Annotated in this window: 13 protein-coding genes; 1 reads left to right on the plus strand and 12 read right to left on the minus strand. The window is 33.9% G+C overall.

Translation table 11 applies throughout. The annotated features are described in order from the left end of the window. Positions 1–156 precede the first annotated feature (156 nt). The 4 genes from purL to M0D21_RS15745 all read right to left on the minus strand — a co-directional run bounded on the left by purL (position 157) and on the right by M0D21_RS15745 (position 6,123). Positions 157–3,822, minus strand: a complete 3,666-nt coding sequence (gene purL, locus M0D21_RS15730) for a phosphoribosylformylglycinamidine synthase (protein WP_248331233.1) — start codon at positions 3,820–3,822, stop codon at positions 157–159. A gap of 238 nt (positions 3,823–4,060) precedes the next feature. Beyond that, entirely contained in the window at positions 4,061–4,501 is a 441-nt protein-coding gene (locus M0D21_RS15735; RefSeq protein WP_248331235.1) for a hypothetical protein, read from the minus strand. 2 nt (positions 4,502–4,503) lie between these two features. Beyond that, on the minus strand, positions 4,504–4,797 hold the full coding sequence (locus M0D21_RS15740; protein WP_248331236.1) for a hypothetical protein: 294 nt from the start codon (positions 4,795–4,797) through the stop codon (positions 4,504–4,506). Between the two features lie 117 nt (positions 4,798–4,914). Beyond that, positions 4,915–6,123: an RsmB/NOP family class I SAM-dependent RNA methyltransferase gene (locus M0D21_RS15745; protein WP_248331238.1), complete on the minus strand. Its 1,209-nt coding sequence runs from the start codon at positions 6,121–6,123 to the stop codon at positions 4,915–4,917. 75 nt (positions 6,124–6,198) lie between these two features. On the opposite strand from M0D21_RS15745, the gene M0D21_RS15750 reads away from it, so the two are divergent. Next, positions 6,199–7,263 carry a WD40/YVTN/BNR-like repeat-containing protein gene (locus M0D21_RS15750; protein ID WP_248331240.1) on the plus strand — a complete coding sequence of 355 codons (1,065 nt, stop codon included), beginning with the start codon at positions 6,199–6,201 and terminating at the stop codon, positions 7,261–7,263. Between the two features lie 32 nt (positions 7,264–7,295). Here the strand turns inward: M0D21_RS15750 and M0D21_RS15755 are convergent, their stop codons facing one another. The 8 genes from M0D21_RS15755 to M0D21_RS15790 form a co-directional block, all read right to left on the minus strand. After that, entirely contained in the window at positions 7,296–7,745 is a 450-nt protein-coding gene (locus M0D21_RS15755; protein WP_248331242.1) for a hypothetical protein, read from the minus strand. Between the two features lie 32 nt (positions 7,746–7,777). After that, a complete protein-coding gene (locus tag M0D21_RS15760) occupies positions 7,778–8,308 on the minus strand; it encodes a hypothetical protein (protein WP_248331245.1) in 531 nt (176 codons plus the stop codon). A gap of 31 nt (positions 8,309–8,339) precedes the next feature. After that, positions 8,340–8,882: an RNA polymerase sigma factor gene (locus M0D21_RS15765; protein ID WP_248331277.1), complete on the minus strand. Its 543-nt coding sequence runs from the start codon at positions 8,880–8,882 to the stop codon at positions 8,340–8,342. A 666-nt stretch (positions 8,883–9,548) separates the two neighbouring features. Continuing rightward, positions 9,549–11,378 (minus strand): ABC transporter ATP-binding protein, encoded by a 1,830-nt coding sequence (locus tag M0D21_RS15770; protein ID WP_248331246.1) that lies wholly within the window; start codon positions 11,376–11,378, stop codon positions 9,549–9,551. 31 nt (positions 11,379–11,409) lie between these two features. Continuing rightward, positions 11,410–13,140 carry a phospho-sugar mutase gene (locus tag M0D21_RS15775; RefSeq protein WP_248331248.1) on the minus strand — a complete coding sequence of 577 codons (1,731 nt, stop codon included), beginning with the start codon at positions 13,138–13,140 and terminating at the stop codon, positions 11,410–11,412. Positions 13,141–13,229: 89 nt separating this feature from the next. Then, on the minus strand, positions 13,230–14,180 hold the full coding sequence (locus M0D21_RS15780) for a glycosyltransferase family 2 protein (RefSeq protein ID WP_248331250.1): 951 nt from the start codon (positions 14,178–14,180) through the stop codon (positions 13,230–13,232). Between the two features lie 552 nt (positions 14,181–14,732). Then, positions 14,733–15,269 carry a DUF4199 domain-containing protein gene (locus M0D21_RS15785; RefSeq protein ID WP_248331252.1) on the minus strand — a complete coding sequence of 179 codons (537 nt, stop codon included), beginning with the start codon at positions 15,267–15,269 and terminating at the stop codon, positions 14,733–14,735. 13 nt (positions 15,270–15,282) lie between these two features. Further along, positions 15,283–15,816 (minus strand): DUF4199 domain-containing protein, encoded by a 534-nt coding sequence (locus M0D21_RS15790; RefSeq protein WP_248331254.1) that lies wholly within the window; start codon positions 15,814–15,816, stop codon positions 15,283–15,285. Positions 15,817–15,943 lie beyond the last annotated feature (127 nt).

Below are 15,943 nucleotides of genomic sequence, written 5' to 3' on the forward strand. Positions count from 1 at the left end.
ATAATACACAACCCTAATATATAAAAAAAGGAGCTTTTATTTAATAACTCCTTAATATTTTCTCGCTTTTGATGCGATATTATAGATTTGAGATGATAGTTGCTCAATGTATTACATCAAATTAACTATCATCTCATTTATATATGTCAAGTAGTATTACCTGTTTTCAATCCATTTTCTGGCATTTACAAAAGCTTCTATCCATGGAGAAACTTCATCTTTTCTTCCATCAGGATAATTGGCCCAGTTCCATTGAAAGATAGAACGCTCGATATGCGGCATCATTACGAGATGTCTACCTGTTCTATCTGCCATCATGGCCACATTATAGTCTGATCCATTGGGGTTAGAAGGATAAGAATTATAGCCATATTTAGCTACAATGTGATATTGGTCTTCTGGTAATGGAAGGTTAAATTTTCCTTCTCCATGAGAAATCCACACCCCTAAAGTACTTCCTGCTAGGGAAGATAGCATTACAGAATCATTATCTTGAATTTTGACAGAAGTAAATGCGCTTTCGTGTTTATGTGATTCATTATGAAGCATTTTTCCATGAACTTTATGATCTGGGTTTATAACTTCTAGTTCCATAAACAGTTGGCAACCATTACATATACCTACAGATAGGGTGTCTTCTCTTTTGAAGAAATTCTTTAAAGCTGTATTTGCTTTTTCGTTGTAAAGAAATGCACCAGCCCATCCTTTGGCAGAACCTAACACATCGCTATTAGAAAAACCACCAACAGCTCCAATAAACTGTATGTCTTCCAATGTTTCTCGGCCAGAAATTAAATCGGTCATGTGTACATCTTTTACATCAAAACCGGCCAAATACATTGCATTTGCCATTTCGCGCTCAGAATTACTTCCTTTTTCTCGAATAATAGCAGCCTTTGGTCTTGGTTTACTACTGTCGATAATAGGTTTTCTTCCCATAAAGTGAATTGGGAAAGCATACTGTAACGGCTGATTTGCATAATTTTCATATCTCGCTTTCGCCAGATCATTAGCCGTTTGTTTTTGGTCTAGTAAATAAGAAGTTTTATACCAGGTATTCCTTAATTCGGCTACATCAAAATTGAAGGTGTCATTTCCATTGGTAAGTTGAACAGACGATTTATCTGTAACCTTACCAATATTAAAAAATTGAATATTCTTTTCTGAAAGAACGGCTTCTAGGTTTGTATTGGGAGCACTTTGAAAAACAATCCCTGCATTTTCTGCAAAAAGTAGTTTTACGGTATCTGATTCTTCTATATCAGATAAGTTAATTTCTGCACCCAGCTCAACATCAGCAAAACACATCTCTAATAATGTGGTAATTAAACCACCAGAAGCTATATCATGACCTGCAATGATTTTGCGATCACGAATTAAATCCTGAATTACATTAAAAGTATTTTTGAAATTTTCAGCATCTAGTACATTTGGTGCGTTTGAACCAATTTTGTTTTGTATTTGTGCAAAAGAAGATCCACCAAGTTTATGCTCATCTTGCGACATATTGATATAATAGATATCTCCTCCGTATTTTTTAAATACTGGTTCTACTACTTTATTAATATCGTTACAATTGGCAGTAGCAGAAATAATTACAGTTCCAGGAGCTATAACTTCTTCATTAGCGTACTTTTGTTTCATAGATAATGAATCTTTCCCTGTAGGAACATTTATTCCTAGCGCTATAGAGAAGTCTGAAACTGCTTTAACAGCTTCATATAGTCTAGCATCTTCGCCTTCATTTTTACAAGGCCACATCCAGTTTGCTGATAGCGAAACAGATTGTAACCCATCTTTTAATGGAGCCCAGATAATATTTGTTAATGCTTCTGCTATAGAATTTTTACTTCCCGCTTCTGGGTTTATTAGACCCGAAATAGGAGAGTGGCCAATAGAGGTAGCAATACCTTCTGTAGATTTATAGTCTAAAGCCATAACTCCACAATTATTAAGAGGAAGTTGTAGAGGACCCGTACATTGTTGCTTGGCTACTCGACCTCCAACACATCGATCTACTTTATTTGTTAACCAGTCTTTACAAGCTACAGCTTCCAACTGTAATACTTGCTCAAGATAAGATGATAAATCATCAATATGATATGCAACTTGATTGTAATCTCTTTCTACGATCGAATCTTTCATGATTGTCTTTGGAGAGCTACCAAACATATCTTCCAAAGCAAGATCCATTGGTGTATCACCTTTGGTTTTTGAAGTAAAAGTGAATCTATGATCACCTGTAACATCTCCAACCTGATACAAAGGAGAGCGCTCTCGTTCTGCTATTCGTTCTAATGTGTCTATATCTTTTTGACCAATAACCAACCCCATGCGTTCCTGAGATTCGTTTCCTATAATTTCTTTTGCAGAAAGTGTTGGGTCACCAACTGGTAATTTATCCAAGTCGATCTTTCCTCCGGTTTCCTCAACCAGTTCAGAAAGACAATTTAAATGTCCTCCAGCACCGTGATCGTGTATAGAGACAATAGTATTTTCTTCACTTTCTACCATTCCTCGAATAGCATTGGCAGCACGTTTTTGCATTTCGGGATTAGAACGTTGAATAGCATTTAATTCTATACCACTGCTAAACTCGCCTGTATCTGCCGAAGAAACTGCAGCACCTCCCATTCCAATTCTATAGTTTTCTCCTCCAAGGATGATGATTTTATCACCAGATTCAGGAGTTTCTTTGATCGCTTGATCCTTTTTACCATAACCAATACCACCAGCAAGCATGATCACTTTGTCAAAGCCTAGTTTTCTGGCATCTTCTTCATGTTCAAAAGTAAGCACAGAACCAGTGATTAAAGGTTGGCCAAACTTATTTCCAAAATCTGAAGCTCCATTAGATGCCTTAATAAGGATATCCATAGGAGTTTGGTATAACCACTTTCTTTCATCCATTCCTTGTTCCCAAGGTCTATTCTCTTCTAACCTTGAGTAGGAAGTCATGTATACCGCTGTTCCCGCCAAAGGTAATGATCCTTTACCACCAGCTAATCTATCTCTTATTTCTCCTCCAGATCCCGTAGCAGCACCATTAAAAGGTTCTACAGTAGTAGGGAAGTTATGTGTTTCGGCTTTTAATGAAATAACACTTTCAAACTCTTTTTCTTCATAAAAATCTGGCTTATCTGCTGTTTTAGGAGCAAATTGGGTCACTTTTGGACCTTTTATAAAAGCTACGTTATCTTTATATGCAGAAACAATATCATTCGGATTGGTTTCCGAAGTCTTTTTGATAAGTTTAAATAATGAAGTAGGCTGTTCTTCTCCATCGATAACAAACGTACCATTAAATATTTTATGGCGGCAATGTTCAGAATTTACCTGCGAGAACCCGAAAACTTCGGAATCGGTAAGTTTTCTACCAATTTTTGAACTCACTTCTTCCAAATATGTGATTTCTTCTTCACTTAAGGCTAAACCTTCTTGGGTATTATATGCAGCAATATCATCAATTTCCTGAATAGCTTCAGGAGTGATATCAATTGTAAAAACTTCTTGATGTAAACCTTTATACTTTTGGGAGAGCATAGGGTCAAAATCTTCAAAGTTTTCAGGAACAGCCTGAAATTCTTCAATTCTAATAATCCCTTCGATACCCATGTTTTGAGTAATCTCAACGGCATTAGTACTCCAGGGCGTTATCATTGCGGCACGTGGACCAACAAAAAAAGCGTCAATAGACGCCGAAGATATTTTAGGTTGGTTGCCAAATAACCATGTAAGTTTTGTTGCATTTTCAGAAGAAATTTCTGCCTGAGTTTGAACAGCAAAAACCTTCTCTTTTTGGTTTCCGAAGAAGTGAATCATACTTCTATTATTTGTGTTGTTTTTATTAAGCTGCAAATTTACTATTTTAAATGTAAAATCAAGCACAAAATTAAGAATGGATAATTTAGTTATTCACTGTATTTATAATGTGTAAAATGTAAGTGCTGTAAAAACTGCAAACAATGTCTAATTAAGGTTTAAACCATCATAAATTGTAAATCCTATCACATTACACCTTACTTTGTTTTTTATGCCTAAATATTTGATGAAGTTTTCCCTATTTTATTACTGTCGTAATTAAACTGTTTGAAGCATCTAAATCGGTTTTTTTCAATAACACCTCGTTTAGTGTAATAATATCTTCTTGAGCTAAGGCTCTAGTGGCAATTTTTACTTTTTTTGGTTTTTTTTCGTCATTGTTGTAGTGTATTAAAAGGAGTTTATTAGCGATTTTAAATTGTGTGATTTGATCATATTTTACGAATTTTTTTGAAGCTATAACACCTAATTTAATCTCTAAATATTGTGGATACACCTTTACGATTTTTAGGTTCTGATTTAGACCACCTATTACCAATAAGAAAATGCCTAAACCAATAAGTGTTAAGTTTCCTAAGAGAAAAAAAAGCATAACTCCACCAAGCAACATTATGCTACCCATGATAAAGGATTGATTAGCGACTTTTTTGCTCAACGAGAATTCTTGTATTAGTTCCATATTTAAAGTGTGTTAATAAATTTTTCTTCTTTGATTTGATTTAAAATTTTTCGAGCTCCAAATACTCCAATAATACCAATAGGAACAAAAATGGCACTGCCTATTAAGAATAAAATACTTCCGGTTTTAGGTTTGCCAGATACAATAATGATCACCCCAATACAATTTAAAATGAGGAAGGGAAGGGTCAACCAAAATATAATGAGGCTTTCTTGCCCTTCTGAAGACATAGTAAATAATACAAGTAGCAACTGAATTACTAACCAAATTATTAGTTGAGAATTGATCAATTTCATTGTAAAGGTTTCTAGTATAGCATTTGAGTATTAAGAACCATACAAACATCGCACATAGGGTATGTATAAAAACACCCTGTTTTCAGTGAAATTGATTTGTGATTATGAGGAGTGTGTTTACTTTTTTTCTAGCAGAGCCATGTAAAACCCGTCATATCCAGATTCATGTGAAAGTACCTTCTTATCTTTTTTGAATGTGAAATCTTTACCACTTTCTGAAGCAAGAAATTTATTCACCTGTTCTTGATTTTCTGATGGTAAAATAGAGCAGGTAGCATAAACCAGTTTACCTCCTGGTTTTACCATTTTGGAGTAGTTCTCAAGAATTTCTGCTTGCGTTTTTCTAATTTTATCAAGAAACTCAGGTTGTAATTTCCATTTGGCATCAGGATTTCTGCTTAATACACCCAATCCACTACAGGGTGCATCGATAAGAACTCTATCGGCTTTGTTGTGTAATTTTTTAATATCCTTAGTGCTCTCTATTACTCTGGGTTCTATGTTATGGGCACCTGCTCTTCGCGCTCTTCTTTTAAGTTCTTTAAGCTTATTCGCATAAATATCCATCGCAATAATTTGCCCTTTGTTTTGCATTAAAGCAGCTATGTGTAAAGTTTTTCCTCCAGCTCCGGCACAAGTGTCTACAATACGCTGCCCTGGTTGCACATCAAGGAAGTTGGCTACTAATTGCGATGATGCATCTTGTACTTCGAACAATCCATTTTTAAAGGCTTGCGTGGTAAATACGTTTTTTCTTTCAGTAAGTTGAAGAGCTTCAGAATATCCTTTGATAGATTCTGAGTCTATATTCTCATCTAGCAAGGCATGTTTCAGTTTGTCTCTGGTAGTTTTTAGGGTATTGGTTCTAAGAACTACAGGCGCTTGTTTATTAAGTGCATGTATCTCTTTTTCCCATTTTTTACCTAATTCTGATTCCCCGAGTTCGTCCATCCAATCAGGAATCGATTCTTTAAACTTTCTTATTTTACTTAATTCGTCAAATCTCCCCTTGATGCGTCGGGTAGGAGTGTGACCAATCTGTTTCCAATCGGGTAATGTGATACCTCTTAAAGTGGCCCAAACTGCAAAAAGTCGCCATAATTTTTCTCTGGAGAAAGGTTCTTTTACCTCTGCAATTTCAGCATATAATCTTTTCCATCGTACGATTTCGTATACGGTTTCAGCAACAAAACTACGATCTCGAGATCCCCATCTTTTATCCCTCTTTAATAGTTTTTGTACAACTTTATCTGCATACTCACCTTCATTGAAAATTTCATTCAAACCATCAATTACTGCAAAAACCAAGTTTCTATGTAAACGCATCGTGTTATTTTTAAAGGTGTGCAAAGGTAGACCTTTGTAATCAAATACCGTTATATTTGGTCAAAATTGTTCTATATGCGATCTATAATATTTGTTTTAGTTGTCTCGTGTTTAATTTCCTGTACTTCAGAAAAGAAAATGATGAATCATAATTTCTCTAGTGTAAATATTGAGGTGCTATATAAAGACTCTGTGAGTATTCGCGCAATAGATATCTATAAAGATTCTTTGGTAGGCTTTGGTTATGATAAAGGATACGGTTTTTTAGATCTTTCTAACCAGAACGTAGAACTTCATCAATTTGAATTGGATCAAGATACTATCGAAAAGAAAAATTGGGTCGCTCAACAACGTGCTGTGGTATTTAAGGATGATTATTTTTTTAGTTTAGGTATCGGTGCACCTGCCAGGTTAAGAAAAGTGAATATAGATAGTAAAGCGGAAGAAATAGTGTATGTTGAAAACCATGAAAAATCATTTTATGATGCTATCGCTTTTTGGAATACTAAGGAAGGAATTGCCATGGGAGACCCAACCGATGCATGTTTGTCTATAATTATTACCAGAGATGGAGGAAAATCATGGCAGAAGGTGTCATGTGATAATTTACCTCAAACTGTAGATGGAGAAACAGCTTTTGCGGCAAGTAATGGGAATATCGCGATAAAAGGAGATCATACCTGGATCGTTTCGGGAGGAATGCAATCAAGAGTATTTTACTCATCCGATAAAGGAATTACTTGGAGTGTTGTTGATACCCCTATGCTTCAAGGGAGTAACACGACCGGAGCATATGCAGTAGCTTTTTATGATGAACATCACGGAGCAATAATTGGTGGAGATTATACTAAACCCAGATTAAATAAAGGGAACAAGATTATGACTAATGATGGAGGTAAGTCCTGGCAGTTAATCGCAGAAGGAGAAGAACCGGGCTACAAAAGTTGTGTGCGTTATGTTCCCAATGGAGGAGCGAAGGAGTTGGTAGCTGTTGGTTTTACAGGTATAACGATATCTAATGATTCTGGAAATACATGGAAAGAGCTAAGCAAAGAGGGATTTTATACGTTAAGATTTATAAATGATAGTATAGCCATTACTGCGGGTAAAGGGAGAATAGCAAAGCTTACATTTAAATAAAAAAGAGGCTTTTCGCCTCTTTGTATCTATATTCAGTTTTTTCTTTTCCGTTGTTCTCGAATTCTTTGTAGTATTCTTTTGTTAAAATCTGCTTCCGCTTTTATTAATCGCAGAATCTTTTTATTAGGTATTACTTTTTGCAAATTGGTAATTAATTTTTTTCTGGCTTGGGACTTTTGTTGTTCAATGTCCATATAATTTGCAAGAAAATCTCCCGCTTGTTTATCGCTAAGGCCTTCAAATCCATCATTAGTTTCTTTAAGGTTCCTGATCAACCTACGATTATTACCTTTTAATTCATCCATCGTTTGCTCATGAGCATTGTAGATAGGCCAAAACTGTTGAGCTTCTTTGGGTGTTAAATCTAATTTTTCTGTTATGTACGCTATTTTATGAGCTTTCATTCTTTCTCTTGGGCCTTTTTGGGCAAAAGAACTTATGCTAAAAAAAACTAAACAAATAAGTGTAATTATCTTTTTCATTATGCTATTATTTCAATATTAGGGCGTGTGATTTATTCTACAAATATAATTTCATCGGTTAAATCCTCTTCAGAGATATACTCCAATAATTCTTCTTCATTTACTATTTCTTCTTCAAACGATGCTGTATAGTTAATGTCTTCCTCAAAAAGAGAAGCAATTTCCTGATCGCTTAATTCTATGTTTCCTTCAGTGATATACTCGTGTATATCGGCAATTTGGATAGCATTAAAATCAAGTTGGGTTTTCTTATCGATAGATAAGGAAATAATAATCGCGATCATAGCTGCTATACCCGATAGGTATAACATGTTTCTACGAGAGAATAGCGTTATGACTTTTCCTTTATTTCTTTCTGTGGCTATATGCTGTTCAAGACGTTTATCGAAATTATCGAAGTAATTTTCTGGTACTTTAAAGCCAGAAGCTGTCTTGGTATTGGGTATTAGGTTTTCTTTCTCTTCGGAAGATATTGCTTTTGCAAGTCTATCTTCAAAAGAATCGAAGTAGTTTTCTGGAACCTTAAAACCTCTGTTGTTTTTATGTAACTTATCTTTTTTCACTATATATAAGACTATCTGAGTATCAAATGGTTTAACCTTCTTTTAAAAATTCTTCAATTTTTTTGGTAGCAAGGTGATATGACGCTTTTAAAGCCCCTTCACTGGTCTCCAGAATTTCTGAAATCTCTTTATATTTTAATTCTTGAAAATACTTCATATTAAATACTTGTTGTTGCTTTTGAGGTAATGTAGCTACCGCCTTTTGCAATTTTAATTGTATTTCATCTCCTTCATAATATATATCGGCTTCCAAATTTTGTACCAACTGCTGACTTAGTTCTTCGGTACTTATGTTAAATTTTTTAGCTTTTTGATTTAAGAACGTTATAGATTCGTTTGTTGCAATTCGGTATAACCAGGAATACAATTTGCTATCGCCTTTAAATTTACCAATGTTCTTATATACCTTAATAAATACGTTCTGTAAAATATCATCGGTATCGTCATGACTTTTGACCATATTACGTATATGCCAGTAGAGTCGTTGTTTATACAAACTTACCAACTTGCTAAAGGCAGCATTAATATCTCCATTAGATTGTAAAGAGGAGAGTAAACTTTCTTCTTCTGTAATATTCAATGATAAACTCTTTTTTGATTAGTAATAGAAGTTCGATTATACTCTTTAGACTAATGTACATAAAAAAGGTTTAATCTGCTGTAAGAAAAAGTTGAAATGATATTATTTTGTAGGAAAAATGTAAGAATAAATGTTAAAAATGATGTTTATTTACGTTTTTTATAGATAAAATGCATTTTTTATTTGGAGAATTGGAAAAAAGCAGTATCTTTACACTGTAATAATGAATTAACGCTTTCATTTCCCCCAAGATGAAAGTTCTTTAATAAGAGTGAGTTTTAATTTTAGAGTAAGCCCCTAAATTAAGATGATTTGTGTGAAGAGAAAGAGTGCAACAGCACTCTTTTTTCTTTTATATACTTTTTGGTAGAATTTTAAAAAGTAAGAAAAAGACTACATTAATGTGTTTTTTAAGTTATTTAAACGTTAAAAAACAATATTTTTTAGATAAAATGCATTTTTTATTTGGAGAATTAAAAAAAAGCAGTATCTTTACACTGTAATAATGAATTAACACTTTCATTTCCCCCAAGATGAAAGTTCCTTAATAAGAGTGAGTTTTAATTTTAGAGTAAGCCCCTAAATTAAGATGATTTGTGTGAAGAGAAAGAGTGCAATAGCACTCTTTTTTCTTTTTATATATTTGATAATCAAATGTTTTTACTCAAAGGACTGCATGGTAACCAATTTCTGATAAACACCATTTTTAGAAGTAAGTTCGTCGTGAGTTCCTTTTTCGACGATTTTTCCTTTTTGCATTACAACGATTAAATCTGAATTTTGTATTGTAGATAATCGATGAGCGATAACAATACTGGTTCTGTTTTTCATCATATTCTCTAATGCAGACTGCACCAAACGCTCACTTTCTGTATCTAAGGCAGAAGTGGCTTCGTCCAAAATCATGATAGGAGGGTTCTTTAATACTGCCCGAGCTATCGATAAACGTTGTTTTTGCCCGCCACTTAATTTGTTACCGCTATCACCTATATTGGTATCGATACCATTGGGTAGGTCTTTTACAAATTCCCAGGCATTAGCAACTTTTAAAGCGTCGATAATTTCGGTATCAGATGCATTTTCATCACCGATTAATAAGTTATTGCGTACAGTATCATTAAATAGAATAGAATCTTGAGTTACTAAGCCCATAAGTCCACGTAACGATTCTTTTTTCAGGCCTTTAATATCAATACCATCTATTTTTATGGCTCCTTTATTAACGTCATAAAATCGGGTGACCAAATTGGCTATGGTAGATTTTCCACTTCCAGACTGCCCCACCAAAGCCACAGAACTACCTTTGGGAACCGTGAGATTAAAGTCATTTAAAACATACTCATCTTCATATTTAAAAGAAATGTGATCTATAGCAATTTCAGAACTGAAATCTTTTTTACTTTTTGCATCGATCTTATCTTTAAGAGGAGATTCTGTACCCAGTACTTCCAGTACACGTTCTGCTGCTGCATTTCCTCTTTTTACTCCATAACTAGCTTTTGATATTGCCTTGGCGGGAGTAAGAATATTATAGGCTAACCCCATATAAGCAAAAAACTCTGCTGCTTTTAGAGTTCCTTCGATAAATACCATTTTTCCTCCAAACCAAAGTAGTACAGCGATTACGCAAATACCTAGAAACTCACTGGTAGGAGAAGCTAGATTTTGTCGATTCAATAAAGAATTGGAAAATTTATAGAACCTTCCAGTAGATTCTTGAAACTTAGATGTAAATATTTTTTCTGCATTAAAGCCTTTAATCACTTTTAAACCACCAAGTGTTTCTTCAACAATAGACAAAAAATGCCCCTGTTCTTCCTGTACTTTTCCAGATTTCCGTTTTAATGATTTCCCAATTAAAGAGATTAAAAATCCAGAAACGGGAATGAATATAAATACAAAAATTGTGAGCTTTACGCTTATACCAAACATCATGATAATAGTAAAAAGAATCATAAGAGGTTCTCGTACTATCAATTCTAGTATAGAAAGAAAAGAATGTTGAATTTCTAAAACATCAGAGGTAACTCTGGCAATTACATCTCCTTTTCTTTTTTCAGAGAAATAATGCAATGGCAAGTCTATAACTTTATGATACAGCTCGTTTCTGATATCTTTTAATACACCATTTCTTAAAAAGGTGATGAAGTACATGGCTAGGTAGTTAGACAGGTTTTTTAGTAAAAACATAATGATAACCAAGGCTACCATAGCGGTTAGTACATAAATTTCTCCTTCTTGCTCAGACTTTTGGGTGATAAAAAAGTTGGAGTAATCCATCAAATAATCCTTCAGGTCTCCCATAGCCCCACTCCAGATAGGTTTTTGTGTAACCGGTTCTGTCTCTTTTAGTAGTACACTAAGCATTGGGATTAGCGAAATAAAAGAGAGCGTACCGAATAAAGCATAAAATATGTTACTGATAATGTTTAGAATTCCGTAAATTCTGTAGGGTTTCGCAAAGCGAAGAATTTGTTTAAAGTAATTCATTCAAATATGTGAACAGCAACATATGCTGTTATTAAGTTAATTGTAAATCTTTTTTGATAGCGTTAATTTTACTATCCAGTTTTTGTTCCACAGTATTAAAATCTGACAAATCGTCAAGATTTTCCTGCACACTCATGTAAAATTTAATTTTTGGTTCTGTACCACTTGGTCGTGCTGCCACTTTGCTTCCAGACTCGGTATAGAATATAAGTACGTTCGATTTTGGAATATCAATAGTACTTTCAGTATGATCTTGAATATTTTTGGCAATACTTGTTTGGTAATCTTCGATTAGTACAACTTTTTCATCATTAATATGAGTAGGAGGGTTGTTTCTTAAATCGATCATGGTTTGTTTGATCTCTGCAGCACCATCCATTCCTTTTTTAACCAATGATACTAAACTCTCTTTGTAGAACCCGTATTCTTTATATAGAGAAAGTAGGGTGTTGTAAAAAGAGCTGCCTTTCGCTTTGGTGAAGGCTACAATTTCACATGCCAATAGGGTAGAGGTTACTGCGTCTTTATCACGAACAAAATCACCTACCATATACCCAAAACTTTCTTCGCCACCACCAATAAAATGTTGTTCTGGGAAATCTTTAATAAGTTTTGCAATCCATTTAAACCCTGTAAGCACTTCATAATAAGACACTCCATATGCATCGGCCAATGTTTTCATCATTGGGGTCGATACTATGGTAGAAGCTATGAATTCGTTTCCTTTAAACCCTTTATTATTTTTATAGTGATCTAGTAAGAACCACGTCATCACAATCATGGTTTGGTTTCCGTTTAGTAATTGTAACTCTCCGTTTGCGTTTCGAACCGCAATACCCAATCGATCACAGTCGGGATCGGTACCAATTACAATATCAGCATTTACCTTGTTAGCCAATTGCATCGCCATTTCTAACGCTTCAGGCTCTTCTGGGTTGGGAGATTTTACGGTTGGGAAATTACCATTAGGCTCTTCCTGCTCTTTAACAATATGTACATTTTTGTATCCTGCCTGCTTTAGTGTTTCGGGTACGGCCGTGATAGATGTCCCGTGTAAAGAGGTAAAAACAATGGTAATATCATCTTTGGCCTCTTGGCTAGCTGCAAAACTTCCGTTTTTTACGCTTTGTTCTATAAAAACAGTATCTATCGCAGCGTCTATTTTTTCAATTAAGTTCGTATCTGCTTCAAACTTAATATCTGCATATTGCAGGCTGTTTATTTCTGCAATAATTTCATGATCTTGTGGTGGGACCAATTGTCCACCATCTTGCCAGTATACCTTATACCCATTATACTCTGGAGGGTTATGACTAGCCGTAAGTACGATACCACATTGACAACCCAGTTCTTTCACAGCAAAAGACAACTCAGGAGTTGGTCTTAATTTTGAAAACAGATATACTTTTATTCCATTCGCCGAAAAAACATCGGCTACTGTTTGTGCTAGGGTATCACTATTATTTCTACAATCATATGCTATAACCACCTTAGGTTGTTGGCTCGCAAATTGTTGGTTGAGGTAATTACTTAAGCCCTGCGTGCTTTTACCTAAAGTATATTTGTTAATTCTGTTGGTTCCTACACCCATTACACCACGCATACCTCCGGTACCAAACTCAAGATCTTTATAAAAACTTTCGGTTAGCTCGTCTGAACCTTTGGTTTGTAACTGCTTTATTTCTTCTTGAGTTTGGGCATCAAAAACAGGAGTTAACCATTCTTGAACTTTTTTAGAAATTTCAGAATCTGTGATTTGCATGGGTCTATAGGGTTTTAAGTTGTAAAAATACTATTAAATTTCATGTTTGTGGGATAAAAATAGCACTTGTATGCTAGTAAACAATGCATTTATGACAGATGTATTTTTTCAGAGATCTTATATCGTTCTTTATTTCGCTTGCTGGTTAAGATAATTTCACCTAAAAAACCTGCTAGAAAGAACTGTGTTCCAAGAATCATGGCGGTAAGTGCCACATAAAATTCTGGACGTTGTGCGATAAGTCTGCCTTTGGTTTCTATAAATAGTTTGTCGATACCCAGATATAAGGCAAAGCAAAACCCAACGATAAAGAGTAGGGTGCCCACCAAACCAAAAAAGTGCATAGGGCGTTTGCCGAAACGAGACATAAACCAAATGGTGATTAAATCTAGAAAACCATTGATAAAACGGCTCATTCCAAATTTGGTTTTACCATATTTTCGGGCTTGATGCAGCACTACTTTTTCTCCAATTTTGTTGAACCCTGCATTTTTGGCCAATACAGGAATGTATCTATGCATCTCACCATGTACATCGATGTTTTTAACTACAATATTTTTATAGGCTTTAAGCCCACAATTAAAATCATGAAGTTTTACCCCAGAGGTACTTCTTGCAGCAGCATTAAAAAGTTTTGAAGGTAAGTTTTTGGCAATTACCGAGTCATACCGTTTCTTTTTCCAACCCGAGATTAAATCATAATTATCTTTAGTAATTAGATCATACATCTCCGGTATTTCTTCGGGGTTATCTTGTAAATCGGCATCCATAGTGATCACGACATCTCCTTTTGCTACGCCAAAACCAGCATGAAGCGCTTGGGATTTTCCAAAGTTTTTGAGAAAACGTATCCCTTTTACCTGTGGATCTTTTTGTGATAGCGAAGCTATGGTGTCCCATGAACCATCGATGCTTCCATCGTCGATAAAAATAATTTCGTAGGAAAAAGAATTGGATTGCATGACTTGCACGATCCAATCATAAAGTTCGTTAAGTGATTCCTGCTCATTGAGCAGCGGTATGACCACGGATAAATTCATATGCAATTATAACTCTTTTTTCTTATACATAAAGGCTCCGGCTATTAAAGAAATGATAAAACATGAAATGATATGACCTATTAGTTTTTGTAAGAAAATAGGATGTAAAGAACGATTCTTGTTTGTCAATATCACTTTTTTTATTTCTCCTTATGATAATTCAGGAGTTCTTAATATCATTTCTTCTCATAGATTATTTGTATGATTGTCTATTAAATCGGGATCAAGTATATAAGCAACTATTAAATCCCAAGCATACACTGAAATCGAAGTTATAATGCCAATATCGATAACTATTTTTACAGCATCTGCAAATTTTAGATAACCACTACTACTTTTTTTGAAAGTATATATTCCATAGCTTATCATACCAATAAAAATTGATGCTTATAATATTCTGCATATAAATTTAGGTTTGCTGGGTTATATTGATTTCGAATGAGATAGAAAATAAAACACTTTATCGCCCATATACCTCGATATATTAAACCGTATTTAAGTATATGTTTGTAGATTGAAGTTTTATTGGTTTTTATTGCAAAATGCTTATAATCAAAGTTTTTTCTTTTTGTGCATAATTGCTCCGGCTAAAGAGGCTATAAAAGAGCAAAGTGTAACGTAAAATAAGAGTCCAAATAAATCCATATAGAAATCGAATTTATCCCTGGTTCTTGATGTTATCTGGTCAATCTCTTTTGCAGGTAATTCAGGGTTTTTTAACATCTTAGTTTCTTTACTTCTCTCCAAGATGTTATTTAAATATTCAGGGTTTATAATATTTATATAAAGTAACTCCCAAATTTTATTAAAAATAAATGTAAAAATACCCATTACAATACCGATTTTCAAAGCATCTAGAAATTTTAAATAGCTATTGTTTTTCTTTTTAAATAGGTATATTGCATAGGTTACCCCGCCAATGTATAAAAATAGGTCTATTATACTCCCTTCTATAATCCATTTTTTTGGCGTAGTTAGTGAGTCGAAAAATAAATAAATTATGGCTCTATATGAGAGCCATATACATCCATATATTAAACCATATTTAAGTATATGTTTATTGATTGAAGTTTTATTATTAGGTCTCATATTAGATTAGGGGTTACATTTTTTTCTTTTTGTGCATAATTGCTCCAGCTATAGAAGCAATAATAGAGTTATATATAATCAAGAATAAGACACTAAGTACATTTGTTTTAAATTTCAATTTAGTATAGGCAGCTGATGTTATCTGATCAATCTCTTTTGCAGATAATTCAGGGTTTTTTAGCATGATATTTTCTTTTCTCTTCTCTAAGATGCTATTTAAATACTCTGGGTTTATAATGTTTGCATAAAATAGATACCAAATTTCATTATAGATGAAACTAAAAATACCAAGGAAAAAGCCAATTTTAAAGGCATCAAGAAATTTCAGATAGCCATCATTGTTCTTTTTAAATTGGTATATTGTGTAAGTTATCCAGCCAATGTTTAAAAATAACTCTATTATTATAGATTCAGTATTCCATTGTTTTGGAGCGCTTAAAGAGTTGAAAATTAAATATGTTGTTAAATACTTAATAGCCCATAAAAAACCATAGATAACCCCGTATTTAAGTATATGTTTATAGATTGAGGTTTTATTGGTTTTCATTGCAAAATGCTTATAATCAAAGTTTTTTCTTTTTATTCATAATTGCTCCGGCTACACAAGAAATACTAGAGCTAAAAGCAATGTAAAATAGTAATTTATATAAATGCATAATGCTCAAAAAGTTATT

Source organism: Aquimarina acroporae (genome assembly GCF_023195925.1).
GTDB lineage: Bacteria > Bacteroidota > Bacteroidia > Flavobacteriales > Flavobacteriaceae > Aquimarina > Aquimarina acroporae.